Source organism: Streptomyces sp. NPDC088116 (assembly GCF_044741745.1).
Classification (GTDB): Bacteria; Actinomycetota; Actinomycetes; order Streptomycetales; family Streptomycetaceae; genus Streptomyces.
In genome coordinates this window covers 418868-438947 of sequence record NZ_JBIUTF010000001.1, presented here as the reverse complement: position 1 = coordinate 438947, position 20080 = coordinate 418868, and the positions used below count along the sequence as shown (strand labels likewise).

Annotated in this window: 15 protein-coding genes; 5 read left to right on the top strand and 10 right to left on the bottom strand. The window is 71.1% G+C overall.

Features of this window, described 5'->3' with window-relative positions; all coding sequences use genetic code 11:
• Positions 1-158: 158 nt before the first annotated feature.
• Positions 159-3029, top strand: a complete 2871-nt coding sequence (locus tag ACIOJD_RS01890; protein WP_401907720.1) for an ATP-binding protein — start codon at positions 159-161, stop codon at positions 3027-3029.
• Between the two features lie 219 nt (positions 3030-3248).
• Here the strand turns inward: ACIOJD_RS01890 and nucS are convergent, their stop codons facing one another.
• Entirely contained in the window at positions 3249-3920 is a 672-nt protein-coding gene (gene nucS, locus ACIOJD_RS01885; RefSeq protein WP_401907719.1) for an endonuclease NucS, read from the bottom strand.
• A gap of 212 nt (positions 3921-4132) precedes the next feature.
• On the opposite strand from nucS, the gene ACIOJD_RS01880 reads away from it, so the two are divergent.
• A complete protein-coding gene (locus ACIOJD_RS01880) occupies positions 4133-4525 on the top strand; it encodes an SCO5389 family protein (protein ID WP_401877811.1) in 393 nt (130 codons plus the stop codon).
• Between the two features lie 109 nt (positions 4526-4634).
• Here the strand turns inward: ACIOJD_RS01880 and ACIOJD_RS01875 are convergent, their stop codons facing one another.
• Complete coding sequence (locus ACIOJD_RS01875; RefSeq protein WP_401907718.1) at positions 4635-5768, bottom strand: LLM class flavin-dependent oxidoreductase; 1134 nt, start codon at positions 5766-5768, stop codon at positions 4635-4637.
• 211 nt (positions 5769-5979) lie between these two features.
• Here ACIOJD_RS01875 and ACIOJD_RS01870 point away from each other — a divergent pair, with 211 nt between their 5' ends.
• Positions 5980-6312, top strand: coding sequence for an ATP/GTP-binding protein (locus ACIOJD_RS01870; RefSeq protein ID WP_401907717.1), 333 nt, complete (start codon positions 5980-5982; stop codon positions 6310-6312).
• Between the two features lie 150 nt (positions 6313-6462).
• Here ACIOJD_RS01870 and ACIOJD_RS01865 read toward each other — a convergent pair whose 3' ends face one another.
• The 7 genes from ACIOJD_RS01865 to mce form a co-directional block, all read right to left on the bottom strand.
• Positions 6463-7383 carry an ABC transporter permease subunit gene (locus ACIOJD_RS01865; protein WP_401907716.1) on the bottom strand — a complete coding sequence of 307 codons (921 nt, stop codon included), beginning with the start codon at positions 7381-7383 and terminating at the stop codon, positions 6463-6465.
• On the bottom strand, positions 7380-8621 hold the full coding sequence (locus ACIOJD_RS01860) for an ABC transporter ATP-binding protein (protein WP_401907715.1): 1242 nt from the start codon (positions 8619-8621) through the stop codon (positions 7380-7382). The genes ACIOJD_RS01865 and ACIOJD_RS01860 overlap by 4 nt, the downstream gene beginning before the upstream one ends.
• A 252-nt stretch (positions 8622-8873) precedes the next feature.
• The gene (locus ACIOJD_RS01855) at positions 8874-9653 is read right to left on the bottom strand and encodes an ABC transporter permease subunit (protein ID WP_401907714.1); all 780 of its coding nucleotides are present in this window, start codon (positions 9651-9653) and stop codon (positions 8874-8876) included.
• Position 9654: 1 nt separating this feature from the next.
• Positions 9655-10653, bottom strand: coding sequence for an ABC transporter ATP-binding protein (locus ACIOJD_RS01850; RefSeq protein WP_401907713.1), 999 nt, complete (start codon positions 10651-10653; stop codon positions 9655-9657).
• A gap of 147 nt (positions 10654-10800) precedes the next feature.
• The gene (locus tag ACIOJD_RS01845; RefSeq protein ID WP_401907712.1) at positions 10801-11739 is read right to left on the bottom strand and encodes a cellulose-binding protein; all 939 of its coding nucleotides are present in this window, start codon (positions 11737-11739) and stop codon (positions 10801-10803) included.
• Positions 11740-11946: 207 nt separating this feature from the next.
• On the bottom strand, positions 11947-15663 hold the full coding sequence (scy, locus tag ACIOJD_RS01840) for a polarized growth protein Scy (RefSeq protein ID WP_401907711.1): 3717 nt from the start codon (positions 15661-15663) through the stop codon (positions 11947-11949).
• Between the two features lie 323 nt (positions 15664-15986).
• Positions 15987-16415, bottom strand: coding sequence for a methylmalonyl-CoA epimerase (gene mce / locus ACIOJD_RS01835; protein ID WP_401877825.1), 429 nt, complete (start codon positions 16413-16415; stop codon positions 15987-15989).
• 190 nt (positions 16416-16605) lie between these two features.
• On the opposite strand from mce, the gene ACIOJD_RS01830 reads away from it, so the two are divergent.
• Positions 16606-17805, top strand: a complete 1200-nt coding sequence (locus ACIOJD_RS01830; RefSeq protein WP_401907710.1) for an acetyl-CoA C-acetyltransferase — start codon at positions 16606-16608, stop codon at positions 17803-17805.
• Between the two features lie 24 nt (positions 17806-17829).
• Positions 17830-18792: a methylmalonyl Co-A mutase-associated GTPase MeaB gene (gene meaB / locus ACIOJD_RS01825; protein ID WP_401907709.1), complete on the top strand. Its 963-nt coding sequence runs from the start codon at positions 17830-17832 to the stop codon at positions 18790-18792.
• Positions 18793-19214: 422 nt separating this feature from the next.
• Here meaB and ACIOJD_RS01820 read toward each other — a convergent pair whose 3' ends face one another.
• The gene (locus tag ACIOJD_RS01820; RefSeq protein WP_401907708.1) at positions 19215-19985 is read right to left on the bottom strand and encodes a PepSY domain-containing protein; all 771 of its coding nucleotides are present in this window, start codon (positions 19983-19985) and stop codon (positions 19215-19217) included.
• Positions 19986-20080: the final 95 nt, after the last annotated feature.

The following is a 20080-nucleotide window of genomic DNA, read 5'->3' as shown; positions in this document are numbered from 1 at the left end:
TGGGACCCCGGCTCTTCGTAGATACTGGACGGAGGTCTAGGGTTCGGCGGTGTCCGCAGATCGTACGGACCACAGAGCAGGCGCCGGACCGGAAGCGACAGATGGGCGTGCGAGGCCGGGGAGGCAATGGCACGCCACGATCTGGGGGGCTTTTCATCATGGACCCGACAAGCCGGGGATCCGAGGAGTACGGCTACGGCGACGAGCGTCATGACGACCGGCGTCCCGAGGGCGCTCGTCACGACGGCGAACGGTACGCCATCGAACGGTACGCGGGTGAAGGCCACTCGGGCGACGGCACCCGTCACGCGCGCCCCGACGGCGAACGCCGCGACAGCCGGAGTCGCGACAGCCAGAGCCCCGACGGTGAACGCCCCGGCGCGAGCGCGGCCTCGCAGTACACGGATTCACAGCACGCGGACTCCCAGTACACGGATTCACAGCGCGCGGCAGACCCCGAGCGTCCGCCGCGCGTTGTGATCGTCCCCGGCGTCACACCCGCGACACTCCCCGCGAACACGCCTCCCATCACCCCCGCCCTGGCCCACATCAAGGGCGCGGGTCCCTCCACGCCTCCGCTCGCCCGGACGCTCCAGCTCATCTCCGGCGACCTCCTGCTGACCGTGAACCCCGTCGACGGCAGCGAGATCGAACTCTGCCCGCCCGGCAGACGGCCCCCCGCTCCCGTCCGGCGCACCGCCGAGGAGCGCGCCGACCTCCAGCGCGCGGGCCGACCGCCCGTACCGGCGGGGCCCGCCGCACCGGCCCTCCCGCTGCTGGAGCGCCGGCAGGAACGCGAGCGGCTCACCGGACTGCTGGGACGCGGACGCTCCGTACTCCTCACCGGAGCCCCGGGCTCCGGACGCACCTCGCTGTTCGACGCCGTCGCGGCGGACTGCGCGGACCTCGCGCCCGACGGAGTCGTACGACTCTCCGGGCACCACCGCACCACCACCGAGCTGCTGTACGAGCTGTACGCGACCGTCCACCGCTCACCTCTCCGGCGGCCCGACCGCGCGGCGCTGCTCGAACTGGTCCGTGACATCGGCGCCGTCGTCTTCCTCGACGACCTGGAGCTGGGCGGGCAGGCGCTGGACGAACTGCTGGCCGCCACCCCCGAATGCGCGTACCTGATCGCCGCGACCCCCGACGCCGATGTGACCTCGGAGGAGGCGAGCCTGGAAGAGGTCGTCCTGCGAGGGCTGGGCCGTGGCGCCTCGCTGGACCTCCTGGAGCGCGCCGTGGAACGGCCGCTCACCGACGAGGAGGCGAACTGGGCGGGTGACCTCTGGTTCGAGTCCGAGGGGCTGCCGCTGCGTTTCGTCCAGGCGGGGGCGCTGCTGCGCCAGCGTGACCGGCTGCGCGCGGGCTCCGAGGCCTCCGACGAGTTCGAGCCCTTCGAACGGCCGGTGGGCGAGACCGCGTTCACCACGCCCGACGGATACGACATCCCGCTGCCCAGCCTCGGCGAGGGCGCGGCTCCCGCCGCGCTGCTCGCCTCCCGGCTGAGCGAAGCCGCCCGTGCCACCCTGCGCTTCGCGGTCGCGCTCGGCGGTGAGGTCCCGCACCAGGCGCATCTGCCCGCCCTGGTGGGCGACACGCACGCGGACGCCGCGCTCGGCGAGCTGACCAGCTCCGGCCTGCTCACCCCGGTCGGCCCGCGCTACCGGCTCGCCCCGGGAGTCGCCGCCCAGCTGGAGGCGCACGGATACGCCGACGACGCGGTGGCCCACGCGCACACCGCCGCCCAGCACTACGCCTGGTGGACCGGGCACCCCTCGGTCACGCCCGAGCGCGCCGCCGCCGAGGCGGACGCCATCCTCGCCTCGATGGGCGCGCTGCTGCCCGGCCGGGAATCGGGCCACCCGAGCGCCGCCGTACTCCTGGCCCGCAGCGCCGCGCCCGCCTTCCTCGCCGGCCTGCACTGGGGGGCCTGGGAACGGGCCCTGCGGTCCGGCTCCGAGGCCGCCAGGCTGGCCGGAGAGGTGGCCGAAGAGGCGTACTTCCACCACGAGTTGGGCGTTCTCGCGCTCTGCGTCGGGAACCTGGACCGGGCCCGCGCCGAGCTGGAGGCGTCGATCGGCATGCGCGGCGCGGTCGCCGACAAGAGCGGTACGGTCGCGGGCCGCAGGGCACTGGCGCTGGTCATCGACCGCGAAAGCGCGCTGTCCGGCGGACCGGCATCCCCGAGCACGGCCGTGGCCCTGGCCGCGGAGGCGTCGACCGTACGGTACGAGGCGCAGGCCCGGTCCGCGCCGCTCGCGTTGCCGGCGCCGCGCACTGTGCCGGGGCCGCTCGCCTTGCCGGGGCCGTCGCACACCGGTGCCGGCGCGGGGCACGTCCCGAACTCCCGCACGGCCTCCGCCGAGAGCGCCCCGCTGGTCGCCCGGCACGACACCCCGGCGTCGTACCCCACCCGCGTCTCCGCGGCCGTGCCCGCGAAGCACGGGCGCCGAACCGTCCTCGGCGGGGCTCGCCGCAACCTGGTCGCGGCGAGCGCGGGCGTGGCGCTCGCGGCCGTACTGGGCACGGTGGTGACCCTGGGCACGACCTCCGGCACCGACAACGCGCCCGGCGACAAGATCCGTACGGAACAGTCCACGGATCCGGACGACGACACCCCCGGCCTGCCGGCCGAACAGCCCGTCGACGACTCGTCGTCGGCCCCCGGCGGCCTGCCCGTACCGGGCACCTCCGGCAGCCCCAGCCCGTCGGACAGCGTGAGCCCGTCTGACTCGGCGTCGCCGTCGGGCACTCCGTCGGACAGCGCTTCGTCCCCGGACGACGACTCCTCCGCGCCGAACACCCCGTCGGACACCCCGACGGACCCGCCGTCGTCGCCCGACCCCACCAGCCCTTCGGGCACCCCGACCTCCCCCTCGTCCCCGCCTACCTCCCCGACGGATGAGCCGACGACCGAGCCGACGGAGGAATCGGAACCGCCCCCGTCATCGCCCAACACCACGGCGAGCGACACATCGCCGAGCGTGTCCACCGGTGCGACAGGGTCGGATCCCGGGGCGGCGTAGTCCGAACTTGACCGCGAAACCGACGGAACGTGGAGCCGTCGGAACGCGAAACGGGCGCAACACGAAATCGTCGGAACGTGAAACCGTCGCAACGCGAAAGCGACCGATCGTGAAACGGTCGGAACGTGAAAAACCGCCGGACGGCGATTGCGTCCGGCGGTCGGCGGGCGGCGGTGAGATCGGTCGGAACAGCCGGATCTTTCGGACCGGCCGGATCCGTCAGAACAGCCGCAGCTTGTCGTCCTCGATGCCGCGCAGGCCGTTGTAGTCCAGCACCACACAGCCGATGCCACGGTCCGTCGCCAGTACCCGCGCCTGCGGCTTGATCTCCTGCGCCGCGAACACGCCCTTCACCGGCGCCAGGTGAGGGTCGCGGTTCAGCAGGTCCAGGTAGCGCGTGAGCTGCTCCACGCCGTCGATCTCGCCGCGGCGCTTGATCTCCACGGCCACCGTCGCGCCGTCCGCGTCCCGGCACAGAATGTCCACCGGACCGATCGCCGTGGGGTACTCACGGCGGATCAGGCTGTAACCCTCGCCAAGTGTCTCGATCCGGTCCGCCAGAAGCTCCTGGAGGTGTGCTTCCACGCCGTCCTTGATGAGGCCCGGATCGACGCCCAGTTCGTGCGAGGAATCGTGGAGAACTTCCTCCATCGTAATGATCAATTTCTCGCCCGCTTTGTTCACGACCGTCCAAACACCGTCATCCTCACCCGCGCCTTCCTTCAGCGTGCACGGCGGAGACATCCAGTTGAGCGGTTTGTACGCCCGGTCATCGGCGTGGATGGACACGCTGCCGTCGGCCTTGACCAGGATCAGACGGGGAGCGGAGGGCAGGTGGGCGGTGAGCCGGCCCGCGTAGTCCACGGAGCAGCGGGCAATGACGAGACGCATGGTCGGCAACGCTACTCGACCACCGGCTCCGCGCGCGATTCGCCCCGGAAGCCCCGTTCGTTATTGGCCGGTTGTGTTCCCATTCGCCTGGTGCGGTCCGGACAGCGCGCATAACGTGGAAGCAGGAGGTCGCCGGTCGTGCACGCTGCGTCGTCGTCGCCTCCTTCCCTGCCCGTAAGGCCCCACCTCCGGGGTCGCGAGAGGAGAACCCCATGTCGCTCGACGTCTCACCGGCACTGTTGGAACAGGCCGAGCGAGGCGAGGTTGACGAAGCGGCTTTCGTCGACTGCGTCCGGACCTCCCTGCCCTACGCATGGGAGATGATCAGTTCTCTGGTGGCACAGCTGAAGGTGGACGGTGGCCAGTTCGCCGACAACCAGACGCCCCCGCCGGACGAGCAGGCACGCGGGCAACTGCTCCGTGCGCTCGCGAGTGATGCGATTCGCGGCGCGTTACAGCGTCACTTCGGAGTGCGTCTCGCATTCCAGAACTGCCACCGCGTGGCTGTGTTCCCCCTGGACTCCTCGGTCGATGAGAGGCTGGCCCGTTTCACCTCGGTAAGGGGCCAGTTGCTCAACCAGTCACCGCAACTTCGGGACTGCTGACGTATCTTGCTGCCGCTCCGCATCGCCAAGGCACCATGGGTGCCGGAGCGGCAGCCTAACGACACCGTACGGACTGTCCATGCTCCTACCGGATGCCAGTCGATGGGCGTCAGCCGAGCAGGGGCAGGACCTCGGCTCCCAGGCGGCGTACGTTCTCCTCCGTCGCCGCGAGGTCCCCGGAGCCCTCGACGAGCAGAGCGAAGCGCGTGATGCCCGTGCGTTCGGCGGTGGCGGCGAGCCGGTCGGCGGCCAGGCGGGGCGTGCCCACCGGGTGCAGGCCGCACAGCAGTTCCGTATAGGCCACCGGGTCGCGCATCGGCCGGATCCGGCCGTCGACCGTCACATGGGCGCCGAGCCCCTGGCGCAGCCAGCCGGGCATGGTCTTGACGAGCGTCTCGGCCGCCTCGGACCGGCCGTCCGCGATCTGTGCCACCCCCGCCGACACATGCGCGGTGTCCGCGATCTCCGTGGCGGGGCGGCCCGCGGCGCGTGCGTGCGTACGCCACAGGGCGACCATGTCCGCCTTCTCCTCGTCGCCGCAGTGCATCCCCAGCAGCATCGGCAGGCCGCGCTCGGCCGCCATCTTCACACTCCGCGGCGAGGTGCACGCGAGGACCGTCTCGGGGCCGTCCCCCGCGCGGCCGCCGACCGCCGTGGCGTCCCTCGCACGGCCCCTCGCACCGCCCCTCGCGCCGTCGGTACGTGCGTTGAAGAGCCGGTCGTACCGTCCGCCGTGCAGCCCGTCGTGCAGCTCGTCCGGGCGTGGTACGACGGGGACTTCGCGGAAGCTGAAACGTTCGCCCGAAGCCGACACGCGCGGTTCGCGCAGCCAGCGCATCAGCAGATCGAGCGATTCGGGGAAGTCCTGTTCGTAGGCGCGCAGTCCGGTGCCGAAGACCTCCAGATCCACCCAGGGACCGCCCCGGCCCACGCCGAGCGTGAACCGTCCGCCGGAGACGAGATGCAGGAGCGCCGCCTGCTCGCCGAGCGCCACCGGATGGACGTTGGGCAGCACACTGACCGCCGTACCCACCCGGATCCGACGGGTCCGGCCGAGCAGCAGGGCGGCCAGGGTCACGGCCGACGGGCAGACCCCGTACGGCACGAAGTGGTGCTCGGCCAGCCAGACCGAGTCGAGTCCGCACGCCTCGGTGAGATCGGTGGTACGCACCGCCCGATGCAGCGCTTCTCCTTGTCCCTGACCGGGAAACTGGGCGGCCAGTACAAAAGCTCCAACACGCATCGCCTTCTGCCTCCTTGCGGCCGACGCGACTCCCCCTACCGGCAACAACGCCTGACACGTGCCAAAGGCACGGCCCGGTCGTGAAGTTCTTGCGATTGTCCGGTAAGTACCTTCTGTGCGTGTCGATCCCTTGCCCCGCACGGGGCGTCTGCCCCCGAGAACGGGCCGTAGGCTGGTGGAGAACCGTGCTGTCTGTCCCGTGAGGTGTCCTGTGTCCCCGCGCCGCAACCGCCCCAAAGGTGGCGAGAAACCGACCGAGCGAGCAGGCGGCGACGCGGGGGACCGGTACGGCGGATTCCAGCGGTCGGAGACATGGCAGGGCGAGGAGTGGTCGATCCGCCATGTCGCCGGGGCGAGCGCCGCCGGCAAGCGGTACCGCTGCCCGGGGTGCGACCAGGAGATCCCGTCCGCCGTGCCGCACGTGGTGGCCTGGCCCGAGTACGGCGGTGTGGACGACCGGCGGCACTGGCACCAGGCCTGCTGGAACGCGAAGGACCGCCGCACCACGCGGGTGCAGCGGTCCCGTAACGGGCCGAAGTACTGAACCGAGGAGACTCGCAGGGGCCCTCGGCGAGGGGACCGGCTCGATCCCGCCGCTCAGGCGCCCGCCCGGACCCCGTAAGCCCGGACCCGGTAAGCCCGGACCCGGTAAGCCCGGACCCGGTAAGCCCGGACCCCGAAAGGTCCCGGCCGCTCACACATCGCGCTGGTTGAGCGCGGCCAGCGCGCCCGCCATCGCGACCGCCGTCACGCCGAGCATGATCCACAGCGGGTCCCAGCCGGTCGGTCCCCCGGGGACGATGCCCTCGTCGCCGTAGAACACCACGAGCTGGTTCGGAATCGAGTACTGGAACATGTAGTCGCGCACGGTGACGAGCGACTCCGAGGCCATGAACATCGCCAGCACCAGCGGCGCCAGAACCACACCGATCATGACCGTGATCGCACCCGCAGAGTGCCGGATCAGCGCGCCGACCGCCAGCGAGAGCAGTCCGAGCATCGCCAGATAGAGCCCGACGCCGACCGTCGATTTCAGCCACTGGTCGTTCGTGGGCGAGGGCGCGTCCAGGATCGAGGTCTGGAGCGCGCCGACGATCGCCGTGGTCGCCGTCGTGATCGCGAAGACGAGCAGGAAGAAGACCACCGACTTGGCGGCCAGCACCCGGACCCGGCTGGGGCACGCGGTCAAGGTCGTACGGATCATGCCCGTGCTGTACTCCGAGGCGATGGTCATCACCCCGAGCGTGATCACACAGATCGAGCCGAGCAGTGTCCCGAAGAAGCCGAGGGTGAGGACACCTTCCCGCGAGATGGCGGGGTCCCCCGCGGAGATGATCAGCGCCACGAGCAGTCCGATGCCGAGCATCAGCGCGATCATGACGCCGAGGGTCCACACCGTGGAGCGTACGGAACGGAGTTTGGTCCACTCGGAGGCCAGGGCGTCGCCGAGATGGGCCGGCCGGATCGGGATCGGCGAGGTGTAGCCGCCGGGCCCGCCCTGCCACTGCCGGCCCTGCGGGGCCTGCTGCGCCTGCTGCGCCTGCTGGGCTCCCGCGTACGGCGCCTGTCGCGCCGGCGGCTGCGCCTGCGGGGACTGCTGGTACGGGGTCGTCATCGGCCGTCCTCGCTGCTGTCGCGCTTCGTCATGTCCGTGGCGGGGGCCGCCGCCGGGGGAGTGGGGGCCGCCTGCGGTACGGGACCGGCCGGAGCCGCCGGAGCCGCCTGCGGTACGGGAGGTGCCTCAGGCACCGGAGCCGGGACCGGAGCCGCCGGGCCTCCGCTCGCGTACGGGTTCGCTCCGGGCGGCGGCGGGGCGTAGAAGCCCTGGTGCGGCACCTCCGGGACGACGGGCGGCTGGTATCCCTGCGGGCCGGGACCGTACCCCTGTGGGCCGTAGCCCGGCTGCTGGGGCGGCTGGAAGCCGGCCAGCGCGTCGGCCGTCGAGCGGTAGTCCACGGCACCCTGCGTCAGCCGCATGTACGCCTCCTCCAGCGAGGCCTGGTGCGGCGACAGCTCCCAGAGCCGTACGCCCGCCTCGTGCGCCAGATCGCTGATCCGGGGCAGCGGCAGGCCCGCGACCCGCAGGGCGCCGTCCGGCTCGGACAGCACCTGGCCGCCCGCCTCGGCGAGCGAGGACGTCAGCTTCTCCCGCTCGTGCGGCTCGGTCCCCGGGGTGCGTACCCGGGCGAAGTCCGCGGAGTTGGCCGAAATGAAGTCCTTGACACTCATGTCGGACAGCAGCTGCCCCCGCCCGATCACGATCAGATGGTCGGCGGTGAGGGCCATCTCGCTCATCAGGTGCGAGGAGACGAAGACCGTACGGCCCTCGTCGGCCAGCTGCTTCATCAGATTGCGGACCCAGAGGATGCCCTCCGGGTCGAGACCGTTGACCGGTTCGTCGAAGAGCAGCACCTTCGGGTCGCCGAGCAGCGCGGCCGCGATGCCGAGCCGCTGCCCCATTCCGAGCGAGAAGCCCTTGGAACGCTTCTTGGCGACGTCCTGGAGGCCGACGACCCCGAGTACCTCGTCGACCCGGGATGCCGGGATGCCGGAGAGCTGGGCCAGCGAGAGCAGGTGACTGCGCGCGCTGCGGCCGCCGTGCACCGCCTTGGCGTCGAGCAGCGCGCCGACCTGGCGCGGTGCGTTCGGCAGCTGCCGGAAGGGATGTCCGCCGACCGTCACCCGGCCCGACGTCGGGCGGTCGAGCCCGAGGATCATCCGCATGGTCGTCGATTTGCCGGAACCGTTGGGGCCCAGGAACCCGGTGACGTGTCCCGGTCGTACCTGGAAGGAAAGGTTGTAAACGGCCGTCTTGGCGCCGTAGCGCTTCGTCAGGCCGACTGCCTCGATCATTCTCCAGCCCCATCGACAGGTCAGGTAGTCGGGGCAGTGGCCGTTCCGGACCTAAGGCCCCCGTAAGAGTTAAGAGGATATCCACGGGTTGACGGTTCCAGCCAAGTCGTTCCGCCGGGGCGTCGCACAGGAATACGAGGACATCGCACGGGAACAGTCAGGGGCTCCGCCACTCGTCGGCCCGTTGCCGACACCTGTCATCCTCGCCGCGGGCACTCTCCGAGCCTTCCCGGAGCGTCCCGTGAGCTGGCCCTACGCGTCCCGCTTCTTCATCACGACGTATCCGCCCACCAGGGCCGCCACCACCCAGAGAACCATGATTCCCAGCCCGGTCCAAGGCCCGTAGGGCGCCTTGTCCGGGCTGAGGGCGTCCGGGACGACTCGCATGATCTTGGAACCGGCCTGGTCGGGGAAGTACCGCGCGACGTCCTTGGCCACCGGGACCGCGGACAGGATCTGCGAGACCAGGAAGAAGAACGGCATCAGAATGCCGAGCGAGAGAATCGAGCTTCGCAGCATCGCCGCGACGCCCATCGAGAACACGGCGATCAGCGCCATGTAGAGACCGCTGCCGATGACCGCGCGCAGCACGTTCGGCTCGCCGATGTCCGTACCGTGGTCACCGAGCAGCGCCTGGCCGAGGAAGAAGGCCAGGAAACCGGTGACGAGCCCGACGACCAGCGCCAGCACCCCGGCCACCAGGATCTTGCCGAAGAGGAAGGTGCCACGCTGCGGGACAGCGGCGAGCGAGTTGCGGATCATGCCCGAGCTGTATTCGGAGCCGACCACCAGCACACCGAAGACCACCATCGCCAGCTGTCCGAGGACCATCCCGGAGAAGCTCGTGTACGTCGGGTCGAAGGTGAGCCGCTGGGTCGGCGACAAATCGCCGAACGTCGAGTTCAGCAGCGCCGAGAGCGCCGCTCCCAGGGCCACGGTCACGACCAGCGCGCTGATCAGCGTCCAGCTCGTGGAGGAGACCGTACGGATCTTGGTCCACTCCGACCGGAGCACCGCCGGTATCGATGCCATGTCAGGCCCCCTCGTCCCGCCGGTTCGGCCGCCGGCCCCGCTCCGGCCGGGGCGGCTGTCCCCAACCGGGGCCCGCGGGACGTTCCTCACGGGGGACCGCGTGGGAGTGGTACTCGACCGACTCCGCCGTCATCCCCATGAAGGCCTCCTCCAGCGAGGCACGTTGGGAGCTCAGCTCGTGCAGCACGATCCCGTGCCGCGCGGCCAGCTCTCCGAGTTCCTCGGTGGCGGCCCCGTCGATCTCCAGTACGCCGCCGGCCGTCTCGGCCGCGGTGAAGCCCGCCGCGTGCAGGACGTCCTTCAACTGCTCCTGCTGCGGGGAGCGCAGCCGCGCGTAACTGCGGGAGTTCTCCCGGATGAAGTCCGCCATTGACGTGTTCGCCAGTAGTCTGCCCTGACCGATCACGATCAAGTGGTCGGCGGTCAGGGCCATTTCACTCATCAGATGGCTGGATACGAAGATCGTCCGGCCGTCCTGTGCGAGAGCCTTCATAAGATTGCGGATCCAGTGAATTCCCTCGGGGTCCAGACCATTCACCGGTTCGTCGAACATCAGGATCTCCGGATCGCCGAGCAGAGCCGATGCGATACCGAGTCGTTGGCCCATCCCGAGCGAGAAGCCCTTGGTCTTCTTCTTCGCCACCGCGGTCAGTCCGACCATCTCCAGTACTTCGGAGACCCGGCTCGCCGGGATGCGATTGCTCTGGGCCAGGCAGAGAAGATTGTTGTACGCGCTGCGGCCGCCGTGCATGGCCTTGGCCTCCAGCAGTGCCCCGATGTACTTGAGGGGTTCCGCCAGCTCCCGGTAGTGCCTGCCGTCGATCCGGACCGAACCACTGGTCGGGTTGTCCAGGTCGAGCATCATCCGCATCGTGGTCGACTTGCCCGCGCCGTTGGGGCCGAGGAAGCCCGTCACCACACCGGGTCTCACCCGGAAGGAGAGACGATCGACCGCGACCGTGCGGCCGAAGCGTTTGGTGAGCCCCTCGACCTCGATCATGCGGCCAACGTAAAGCGACACAAAGCCCCCCGCCACCGGAGTGACGGGGGGCCTGCGGGATCGTTACGCAATCGAACTGACGGAACGCGTGCGACCGGACGACCGAGTCGGCTCAGTGGGCCGTGCCGGCCCGGTGGAACCGTCGGCTCAGCGGGACTGCTGCGCCGGCACACCACGCGAGATCGGCTCGTCGTCGGCCGGGGAGCCGGCGGCGGCCACCGCGGCACCGGTCAGCGTGGCCAGCATCTCGCGGACGTTGGTCAGCTGCGCGTTGATCGAGTCGCGGCGGTTGGTGAGCGCCGCCAGCTCGCGCTCCGACTCGCTGCGGATCCGGTCGGCCTTGGCGTTCGCGTCGGCCACGATGTCCTCGGCCTGGCGCTGCGCCGTCTCGACCGTCTGACGGGCCCGGCGCTCCGCGTCGGTGCGCAGCTTCTCGGCCTCCAGACGCAGCTGCTCGGCGCGGTGCTCGATCTCCGCCAGGCGCTTCTCGGCCTTCGCCTGACGCGACGCCAGGTCGCGCTCCGACTGCTCACGCCGCTTGGCGAGGTTCGTCTCGAAGTCCGCGGCGGCCTGGGCGGCCTTGGCGCGGGTCTCCTCGAAGAGCGCGTCGGCCTCCTCGCGCTTGGACTGCGCGTCCTTCTGCGCTTCCGAACGGAGGGTCTGGGCGTCGCCCTTCGCCTTCTCGACGATGCGGACGCCCTCGTCCTCGGCCTTCGCCTTGCGCTCCGAGGCGAACGCCTCGGCGTCGTTGCGCACCTGCTGGGCCGCCGACTCGGCGAGCTCACGGTGCTGCTCGGACGCGCGGCGGGCCTCCTCGCGCAGGTCCTTGGCCTCCTCCTCGGCGAGGCGGAGGATCTTCTCGACGCGGGCGCCGAGACCGGCGTACGACGGCTCGGCGTCGTTCACCTGAGCCTGTGCGTTCTGCGTCTCGAGGTGGAGTTCCTCGATGCGCTTCTCGAGAGCGGTGATGCGGGCCAGGGCACTGTCACGGTCGGCGACGAGTTTGGTAATGCGGTCGTCCACCTGACCGCGGTCGTAACCACGCCGCACGAGCTCGAAGCCGAATGGGGAGGAAGTGTCGCTCATGGGGTTCCTGTCGAATGAGACCGGTGAGGTGATAGGGGGAATCCTAGGGGCCTAAGCGGCGTGTCATCGAGCTGATGTCGGTTTGATCTGGAGAATGTCCAGCCTTTTGGGTGCCGAGTGACCCTCCCGGCAACCCTTTCCCCGCCACGACGCCGAGTACGCGCACTCCTTGACGGACAAACATGACCGGTCGAGTCCTCGTTTTGGCTAACTGTCGGACGTTTTTCCACCCGAACGAGTGTTGCCCGCTGCGGCGCCCGCCTTGACGGGGCTGTCCTTCGCGGGCGCTGAGGGTGTCTCAAATGACTCCAACGCTTCGAGTACGTCCTGCACACGGGAGATTTCGGCCTGAATGTCCTCGCGTCTGCGGACCAGGACATCGAGCTCGCGCTGGCCCTCGTCGACCGTACGTTTCGCCTCCGCGGCGGCGTCGGCGAGCAGCTTCTCGGCCTCCCGGCCCAGTTCGGCCTTCTTCTGCTCGGCTTCCTTGAGCAGCCCGTCGGCCTTCCTCACCGCGGCGATCCGGACCTTGCTCGCCTCCGAATTGGCCTCCGCGATCAGCTCCTTGGCCTTCGCCTCGGACTCGACCCGCTGCTCGTCGGCGGCCTTCATCAGATTGTCGACACGCTCGCCCGCGGTCCTCAGCTGCTCGGACGTCTCACGCCGGGCCCGCTCGTGCAGTTGCTCGACCTCGTTCTCCGCGCGCTCCCGCAGTTCCTCCGCGCGGGCCCGGATGGCCGTCGAGTCCCGGCGCGCGCCGACGAGCAGCTCGTCCGCGTCCGTACGGGCCTTCTCCACCAGAGAGTTGCCCTCGACGGTCGCGTCCGAGGTGATCCGGCCGGCCTCCTTACGGGCGGCCCCCACCAGGGCGTCCGCCTGGGTCTCGGCCTCGGTGGCGACCCGAAGGCCCTCCTCCCGCGCCTTGTTGATGAGCTGGTCGGCCTGCTCGGCGGCGTCGGAACGGCGCTTGGCCGCGTCCTTGCGCGCCTCGTCCAGGAGCCAGTCCGTCTCCTCCTGGGCCTCGTTCCGCAGCCGCTCCGCGGCGGCCTCGGTCTCCGCCTTGAACCGCTCGGCCTCCGCACGCAGCCGCTCCGCGGCCTGCTGCGCGGAACCCACCGTCTCGGCGGCCTCGGCGCGCATCCGTTCGGACTCGCTCGTGGCCTCCCCGATGAGCCGGTCCGCCTGGCCCGCCGCGTCACCACGCATACGGTTGGCGTCCTCGCGGGCCTGCGCACGCGTACGGGACGCGTCCTGTTCGGCCGAGGCGAGCGAGTCCGACGCCTCGGTCCGCAGCCGCTGCGCGTACTCCGAGCTGTCGGCGCGCAGCCGCTCCGCCTCCGCGATCGCCTCGCCCACCGTCCGCTCGGCGAGGGCCTGCGCGGCGTCGGCCTCCTCCTGGGACCTGAGCCGGACCCGGTTGGCGTCCTCGGCGGCGCGCTCCCGCTCCGCGTACGCGTCCGCCCGTACCCGGTCGGACTCCTCCCGCGCCTCGGACTTCGTCTGCTCCGCGGCGTGTTCGGCCGCCGAGCGCAGCCCGGCGACCTCCTGCTCGGCCTCGTCCTGAAGACCGGCGACGGAGTCCCGTACCTGCTGGGCACTCTGCTCGGCGGCGGAGACCATGTCCGTGGCACGGCGGTCGGCCTCCTCGACCAGCCGCTGCGCCTCGGCCTGTGCCTCCTCGACCCGTTTACGGGCCGAGGCGAGCAGCTCCTCGCTCTGCTCGCGGGCCCGCTCGCGCTCCTGGTCCGCCTCCGTACGGGCGGCCGTCAGGGTCTCGTCGGCCTCGCGGCGGCGGCGGCTCGCCTCCTCCTGCGCGGCGGCCAGCGCCTCGGCCGCCTCGGTGCCGACCCGCTCGGCGGCGGCGGCCGCCTCGGCCCTGATCCGGTCGGCGCTCTCCTGCGCCTCGCTCTTGAGACGCTCCGCCTCGTTGGAGGCCTCGGAGCGCAGCCGTACGGCCGCGGTCTCCGCCTCGGCGCGGTACTGCGAGGCATCGGACGCGGCCTCGGTCCGCAGCCGCTCGGCCTCCTGCTCGGCCTGCGCCTGGAGCGTACGGATGCGCTCGGCGGCCTCGGTCCGCAGCCGCTCGGCCTCCTCGGCGGAGTCACGGCGGAACCGCTCACCCTCGGCGCGGGCCTCGGTGAGCGCCTCCTCGGCGCTCGACAGGCGCTGCTCGGCCTCCGTATGAAGGCGGGTCAGCTCGTCGGCCGCCTCGGCCTTGCGGGACTCGACGCCGCGCTCGGTCTCCTCACGCAGCTCCGCCGCGGCCTCTTCGGCGGCGGCCTTGGTGGCCTCGGCCTGCTCCTCGCCCTCGGCGCGCAGCCGCTCGGCCTCGGCGCGGGTGCGCTCCAGGGTCTCCTCGGCCTGCCGGCGCAGCGTGGTGGCGCGCTCGATGGCCTCGGTGCGTACCCGCTCGCTCTCGGTGGCGGCGCCGGAACGCAGCTCGTCGGCGTCCGCCTTGGCCTTCGTCAGCAGTTCCTCGGCGGACCTGGCCGCCTCCTCGATCTGCTGGACGGCCTCCCGGCGGGCCTCGCCCCGGATCCGCTCGCCCTCGGCGACCGCCTCGGACCGCAGCTGCTCGGCCTCGCCGCGCAGCCTGCGCGCCTCCTCCTGGAGCTCGGTGGTCTTGGCGCGGTACTCCTTGGTGTCGTCCTTGGCCGCGCCCTTGAGCTGATCGGCCTGCTCGGCCGCCTCGCCGCGCAGCCGGTCCGCCTCGGCCTCGGCCTCGCGGCGGATCCGGTCGGCCTCCTCGCTCGCGGACCGGGTGGTGGCCTTCGCGTCGTCGGACGCCTTGGTCAGCACCTCCTCGGCGGTACGGGCCGCCTTGGCGAGCTGGGCGGCGCTGTCCTCGGCGGCGACCGTACGGGCCTTCTCGGCGGCGTCCGCGACCAGTTTCTCGCCCTCGGCGCGGGCGTCGGCGAGCGCCTGCTCGGCCTCGGCCTTGGTGGCCTCGGCCTCCTTCGTCGCCTCCCCGACCAGCCGGGCGATCTCCGACTTGGCCGTACGGGTGCGCTGTTCGTTCTGCGACTCGGTGCCGGCCAGCTGCTTGGCCGCGCTCTCCTTGGCCTCCGCGACGACCTTCTCGGCCTCGGCACGCGCCTCGCGCAGCCGCTCCTCGGCCTCCTGCATCCGCTGCTCGGCGGCGCGGGTCAGCTCGGTGGCCTGCTGGCGGGCCTGGTCGGCCTCGGCGGAGGTGGACGTACGCAACTGCTCGGCGTGGCTGTTGGCCTCCTGGGCCTGCGAGGACGCGGCGTTCAGCAGCCGCTCGGCGTCCCGGCGGGCACGCAGCAGGACCGTCTCGGCCTCGGAACGGGCCGCTTCCGTCTCCGAACCGAGCCTGCGCCGCGCCTCCTCGGCGACCCGGGCGGCCTCCGCGCGGGCGGCGGCCAGCGACTGCTCGGCCTCGGCGCGCGACTCGTCGAGCAGCCGCCGGGCCTGAGCCTCGGTACGGGCACGGAGCTGCTCGGCCCAGGCGACGTTCTCGTTGACATGCGATTCGACGGTCTGCCGGCGCTCCGACAGCTCCTGGTCGAGCCGCTGGCGCCGCTGGACGGCCTCGGCGTGCAGCTCGGCCTGGAGCCTGGCCTGGTGCTCGGCATGCTCCTGGAGGATGCGCTGCGTCTGGGCGCGGGCGTCACGCAGCTCGCGCTCGGCGTCCGCGCGCATCTGCTCCGCCTGCATCTGGGCGTTACGGAGGTGCTGTTCGGCCTGGTAACCGATGTCTGAGGTGTCGTAGGACGGCCGGGTGGCCAGACTGCGGCGTGCCTCATGGAGCTTGGCGCGCAATACCTCGACCTGGTAACCGAGGTCCTCGGCGTGCTGGACGGCCTTCTCCCGCGCGGTCTTCAGCCGGTCCATCTCGGCTTCGAACCGCGAGAGGTGGTCGTCGTCAGCTCGGTGGCTCTCCTGGCGTTCGTAGCCCCGCACTGCGCGGTCCCATCCGTCCCCTGGTCGCAACTGCCCAATTGAGCACCGTTCGCGGCGAACGGCCCCCCGGGGAATGGTGACAGATCAACGGCAGGGGCGCGGCCCCGGCCCGGCCCCGGCCCGGAGCGCCCCACTGTACCGGGCCGGGAATCCTTGAGGGGGCCTTGCGGAACGGCCGACCGGCTCGCGACGCCCGGCACCGCACCTCGCCGCGTTGCCGGAGTCGTCCGAGTACATCCGGTACACGGACGATCCTCCGCCTCGCGAGGCACGGCACCAGACGCCCAGAGCTGTCGTCCGCCCATTCGCAAGGACCCCTCAGGTCAGTGCTCCGAGGCGGACGTGACGAGTTCGGTGAGGACTCCGTGGCAGTCCTTGGGGTGGAGGAAGGTGATGCGGGAGCCCATGGAACCCGTCCGCGGCTGCTCGTAGAGAACCCGTACGCCCTTGTCGCGCACCGCCTCCGAGTCCCCGTCGACATCGGCGGTCCCGAACGCGATGTGATGGACACCCTCGCCGTTCTTCGCCAGCCACTTGCCCACGGCGGAATCCTCCCGGACTGATTCGAGGAGCTGGAGGTAGGAAGCCCCGCCGTCCGACGTCCCGTTGATCCTGATCATGGCCTCGCGGACCCCTTGCTCCTCGTTGACCTCGGTGTGGAACACCTCGAAGCCGTACGTGGCCCGGTAGAACTCGACGGTGGCGTCGAGGTCGAAGCAGGCGATTCCGATGTGGTCGATTCGCGTCAGCATGCTGACAGTGCAGCGCCCCGGCGCCGGTTACGCAACGTGCCCGCCGTCACACACACCGCCTGGTGACCCGTCGTCCTACCGCTCAGTACGCTGGCAGTACACCTTCTGTTCGGGGCGTCTCCCCAACTATTGGGGCGCCACCCCCGTCCCGTTCACTCCTCAAGCTTGTACGCAAAGGGGATCGCGTCTCATGTCTGGAACGAACACCACCACATCCGTGATCGTCGCCGGCGCCCGTACCCCCATGGGACGGCTCCTCGGCTCGCTGAAGCCCTTCTCCGGCGTGGACCTGGGCGGGTTCGCCATCAAGGCGGCGCTGGACCGGGCCGGGATCACCGGCGAACAGGTGCAATACGTGATCATGGGGCAGGTGCTCCAGGCCGGCACGGGCCAGATCCCGGCCCGCCAGGCCGCGGTCAAGGCCGGCATCCCCATGAACGTCCCCGCGCTCACGGTCAACAAGGTCTGTCTCTCCGGACTCGACGCGATCGCCCTGGCCGACCAGCTGATCCGGGCCGGCGAGTTCGACATCGTCATCGCCGGCGGCCAGGAGTCCATGACCAACGCCCCGCACCTGTTCCCCAAGTCCCGCGAGGGCTACAAGTACGGCGCGGTCGAGATGCTCGACTCGATGGCGTACGACGGACTCACCGACCCGTTCGAGGACATCGCCATGGGCACCTCGACCGAAAAGCACAACACGCGGCTGGGAATCGCCCGTCCCGAACAGGACGAATTCGCGGCACTCTCCCACCAGCGGGCCGCCGCCGCGCAGAAGAACGGGCTCTACGACGCCGAGATCACCCCCGTGGAGATCCCGCAGCGCAAGGGCGACCCGGTGCTCTTCTCACAGGACGAGGGCATCCGCGCCGACACGACCGTGGAATCCCTGGGCAAGCTGCGCCCCGCGTTCGCCAAGGACGGCACGATCACGGCGGGCACGGCCTCGCAGATCTCCGACGGCGCGGCGGCGGTCGTGGTGATGAGCAGGGCCAAGGCCGAGGAACTGGGCCTGGACTGGATCGCCGAGATCGGCGCGCACGGCAACGTCGCCGGCCCGGACAACTCGCTCCAGTCCCAGCCGTCGAACGCCATCCTGCACGCGCTGAAGAAAGAGGGCCTGCGCGTCGACGACCTCGACCTGATCGAGATCAACGAGGCCTTCGCGGCGGTCGCCGTGCAGTCAATGAAGGACCTCGGGGTAACCCCTGAAAAGGTGAACGTGAACGGTGGCGCCATCGCCCTCGGACACCCCATCGGCATGTCGGGCGCCCGGCTCGTCCTGCACCTGGCGCTGGAGCTGAAGCGGCGCGGCGGCGGGGTCGGCGCGGCGGCACTGTGCGGCGGCGGCGGCCAGGGCGACGCGCTGATCGTGCGCGTGGCCAAGTAGGTACGGACGGGAACAGGAGCTGTGATGCGGGACGTCCCCGAGCTGGTGGCCCAGGCACGCGAAGGCCGGCCGCGTGCCGTCGCCCGGCTGATCTCCCTGGTCGAGGGGGCGTCCCCGCAACTGCGCGAAGTGATGGCGGCGCTGGCACCGCTCGCGGGCAACGCGTACGTCATCGGCCTCACCGGACCCCCCGGAGTCGGCAAGTCGACCTCGACGAACGCCCTGGTCTCCGCGTACCGGCGAGCGGGCAGGCGGGTCGCCGTCCTGGCCGTCGACCCGTCCTCCCCCTTCTCCGGCGGAGCACTGCTCGGCGACCGCGTCCGGATGTCCGAACACGCCTCGGACCCCGGCGTCTACATCCGCTCCATGGCCACCCGCGGCCACCTGGGAGGCCTGGCCTGGGCGGCCCCACAGGCGATCCGGGTCCTGGCCGCGGCGGGCTGCGACGTGATCATCGTGGAAACCGTCGGCGTCGGCCAGTCGGAAGTCGAGATCGCCTCCCAGGCCGACACCTCGGTGGTGCTCCTGGCCCCCGGCATGGGCGACGGCATCCAGGCCGCCAAAGCCGGAATCCTGGAGATCGGCGACGTCTACGTGGTCAACAAGGCGGACCGGGACGGCGCCGACGCGACGGCGCGCGAACTCAACCACATGCTCGCCCTGGGCGAGTCCCGCGCCCCCGGCGACTGGCGCCCGCCCATCGTCAAGACGGTCGCCGCGCGCGGCGAGGGCATCGACGAGGTCATGGAAGCGCTGGAGAAACACCGCGCCTGGATGGACGAACACGACGTCCTCACCGACCGCCGAGCCCGCCGCGCGGCCCGCGAGGTCGAGACGATCGCGGTCACGGCCCTGCGAGAACGCATCGGAGACCTCCACGGCGACCGCCGCCTGGGCGCACTGGCCCAACGGGTGGTGGCGGGCGAACTGGACCCGTACGCGGCGGCGGACGAACTGGTAGCGGGAATCACGGGTCGCTCTTCTTAGGGCTCGGTTCGCCTCCGGGGCGCTTCAAGCCCCTGCCGACGGTCGACCGTGCTCGGTTTGCTCGTACCTCACAAACCTGCGCGCGCTCTCCCTTTCGACAGCGGCGGGCCCCTCCGGCTCACTCGCCGCCGGACGACGGAGCCTGAATCGTCCCCTCACCACCAACCCCAGAACGGGTGGCCCTGCGTAACCGAGAGGCGGCCCGCAGACGAGGGACCGGCGGGAGGGGGCGGGGGTGCAGGAGGTGCGTGTCCGGACACTGAAGCGTGATGTGTGGCGCAAGCCGGCCCGCACCGAACAACAAACCCGCACGCGCCGTAAATCATGCCGTCCGGAACATGCGCCTCCGAAGGCCCCGACCCCCGCACCACAACAAACCGCACCCGCACCCGCACCTCGCCGGACGGCGACAAGGCGTCAGATCAGTCGTCGTCACCGTCGTCGTCGCCGCTGTCGTCACCGTCGTCGTCACTGCCCGCCGTGACCTTGCCGGTCTTGGCGTTGACGTTCAGCTCGTGCGAACGGCCGTCCGTGCCCCGGACCTCGACCTCCCACCGGTTTGTCAGGTCGTCGTCGATCTCGATGGACGTCACGGCCCCGGGCACGGACGCCAGAGCCGCGGACGCCGCCTTCTGGGCATCCACCGTGGCGGCGCGCAGCGCGGCGCGCTCATCGCCGTCGCCCGCATCGTCATCGCCGTCGTCGTCACGGTCCACGCTCACACTGCCGGTGGCCGCGTCGACCCTGAGGTCGCGCCAACGGTTGTCCTTGCCGAGCAGGTCGACCTCCCAGCGGTCGGCGCGGTCGTCGTCCCGCTCGACCGAGGCCACCGCACCGGGGTACTCGGCGAGCGCCGCGGCGGCCGCCTCGCTCGCGCTCAGGCCCTTACGGTTCTGTACGGGACCACTGTCGTCCTGGGAGCCGGAGCCGGAGCCGGAGCCACCCGAGACCCCCGAGCCGTCGGAGTCATCGGCGTCGTCCGAGTCGTCTGTGTCGTCAGTAGGGCCGGGCGCCGTCGGGCTGACCGTCATCGAGTCGTCCGACGACCCGCTCTGCGAGGGGAGTTGGGGCAGCGTCGCCGACGCCTCGGCCCCGGCGCCGTCCTGGCCTCCGGCGCCACTGACCGCGACCGCGGTGCCGCCGCCGATCAGAGCCGCCGCGGTGATGGCTGCGATGACGAGGTTGCGCTTCATGGGGTCCTCCCGAGTCGGTCGTGCGTTTCGAACAACTTCAATGTGCCGGAGAGAAGCTGAAGCCACCCTGAAGTCAGCTGAAGAGATCTTCAGGT

Bases quoted from the DNA above. Each gene is read 5' to 3' on its own strand.
- ACIOJD_RS01830 (WP_401907710.1), top strand. From the start codon at position 16,606: ATGTCTGGAACGAACACCACCACATCCGTGATCGTCGCCGGCGCCCGT.
- nucS (WP_401907719.1), bottom strand. From the start codon at position 3,920: ATGCGTCTCGTCATTGCCCGCTGCTCCGTGGACTACGCGGGCCGGCTC.
- meaB (WP_401907709.1), top strand. From the start codon at position 17,830: ATGCGGGACGTCCCCGAGCTGGTGGCCCAGGCACGCGAAGGCCGGCCG.
- ACIOJD_RS01875 (WP_401907718.1), bottom strand. From the start codon at position 5,768: ATGCGTGTTGGAGCTTTTGTACTGGCCGCCCAGTTTCCCGGTCAGGGA.
- ACIOJD_RS01845 (WP_401907712.1), bottom strand. From the start codon at position 11,739: ATGAGCGACACTTCCTCCCCATTCGGCTTCGAGCTCGTGCGGCGTGGT.
- ACIOJD_RS01880 (WP_401877811.1), top strand. From the start codon at position 4,133: ATGTCGCTCGACGTCTCACCGGCACTGTTGGAACAGGCCGAGCGAGGC.
- ACIOJD_RS01855 (WP_401907714.1), bottom strand. From the start codon at position 9,653: ATGGCATCGATACCGGCGGTGCTCCGGTCGGAGTGGACCAAGATCCGT.
- ACIOJD_RS01890 (WP_401907720.1), top strand. From the start codon at position 159: ATGGACCCGACAAGCCGGGGATCCGAGGAGTACGGCTACGGCGACGAG.
- ACIOJD_RS01860 (WP_401907715.1), bottom strand. From the start codon at position 8,621: ATGATCGAGGCAGTCGGCCTGACGAAGCGCTACGGCGCCAAGACGGCC.
- ACIOJD_RS01865 (WP_401907716.1), bottom strand. From the start codon at position 7,383: ATGACGACCCCGTACCAGCAGTCCCCGCAGGCGCAGCCGCCGGCGCGA.
- ACIOJD_RS01850 (WP_401907713.1), bottom strand. From the start codon at position 10,653: ATGATCGAGGTCGAGGGGCTCACCAAACGCTTCGGCCGCACGGTCGCG.
- mce (WP_401877825.1), bottom strand. From the start codon at position 16,415: ATGCTGACGCGAATCGACCACATCGGAATCGCCTGCTTCGACCTCGAC.
- ACIOJD_RS01820 (WP_401907708.1), bottom strand. From the start codon at position 19,985: ATGAAGCGCAACCTCGTCATCGCAGCCATCACCGCGGCGGCTCTGATC.